Source organism: Chitinimonas sp. BJB300, assembly GCF_002735695.1.
GTDB lineage: Bacteria > Pseudomonadota > Gammaproteobacteria > Burkholderiales > Chitinimonadaceae > Chitinimonas.
Genome location: NZ_PDZH01000307.1, coordinates 1 through 1,310, shown reverse-complemented (window position 1 = coordinate 1,310; position 1,310 = coordinate 1). Strand labels below are relative to the sequence as shown.

At 63.3% G+C, this 1,310-nt stretch carries 1 protein-coding gene; it reads left to right on the top strand.

Going from position 1 to position 1,310, the window contains the following annotated elements; translation table 11 throughout:
• Positions 1 to 1,310: toprim domain-containing protein (locus CSQ89_RS21540; protein WP_143747137.1), on the top strand; the 1,310-nt coding region annotated here is incomplete at both ends.

Below are 1,310 nucleotides of genomic sequence, written 5' to 3'. Positions count from 1 at the left end.
ACCCCTTCTTCCTTAGCCGCTTCGCCTTTAGCTGCCGAGTCGCACAGGGTGGACGAAGCCGAGCGCCAGACCTTGCTGGGCCGGGTGCTGGCGTATTACCACGACACGCTCAAGCAAAACCCCGAGGTGCTGGCCTACCTGGATAAGCGGGGTTTGAATCACCCTGAGTTGATTGGCACCTTCCAGCTGGGTTACGCCAACCGCACGCTGGGCTATCGACTGCCAGACAAGACCCTGAAGGCGGGCATGGCGGTGCGTCAGTCCTTGCAGACGGTGGGCTTGCTGCGCGAGAGTGGCCACGAGCACTTCAACGGTTCGCTGGTGGTGCCAGTGATCGGCCTCAATGGTCAGATCCACGAAGTCTATGGCCGCAAGATACGCACTGATTTGCGCGCAGGTACCGCGGAACACCTCTATTTGCCGGGTGGACATGCTGGCGTGTGGAACGAAGCCGGACTGGCGGCGGCAGGGGGTGAGGTCATTCTGTGTGAGGCGCTCATCGACGCGATGACCTTCTGGGTGAATGGTTTGCGCAATGTGACGGCCAGCTATGGGGTGAACGGGTTTACTGCTGACCATCTGGCGGCCTTTGAGCGGCACGCGGTTAAACGGGTGCTGATTGCCTACGATCACGACGAAGCAGGCGACAAGGCTGCGCTGGCCTTGGCAAAACAGTTGCAAGCGCTGGGGTTGGATTGCTGGCGTATCCGCTTCCCGCATGGCCTGGACGCCAACGCCTACGCCCTGGCGATGAAACCCGCGCATAAAGCCTTGAGTTTGGTGGTGCGTAAAGCCGAATGGATGGGCCTGGAGGACGCGCCGAGCGAAGGTAAGCAAGCCCTGGCGGCGATGGCTTCCCGCGTCATGGAAGGGCCAGCGGCGGCTCCCCCGCTTCCCTTAGCCGCGGGTTTGCCTGCCGTGACGGATGGGGCGGTGCCGGTGACGCCACCGGTTGCCGATTTACCTGCCAGCCCGGTGCCGCCTGCGCCGCATTGCGATCTGAGCGCCGAGGTGAACGAGCGGGAAGTGGTGATGCAGCTGGGGGGCCGGCGTTGGCGGGTGCGCGGTTTGCCCAAGAATCTGGCGGTGGGGGTGCTCAAGGTCAACCTGATGGTGAGCGAGGGCGATGACTTCCACGTCGACACGCTGGACCTGTATGCAGCGCGGGCGCGTAGCCAGTTCCTGCAACAGGCCGCCGTCGAGCTGCGAGCGTCAGCGGAGACCCTCAAGGCCGAGTTGGGCCGGGTGTTGCTCAAGTTGGAGCAGGTGCAGGACGACACGATTCAGCAAGCCTTGATGCCACAAGCGCC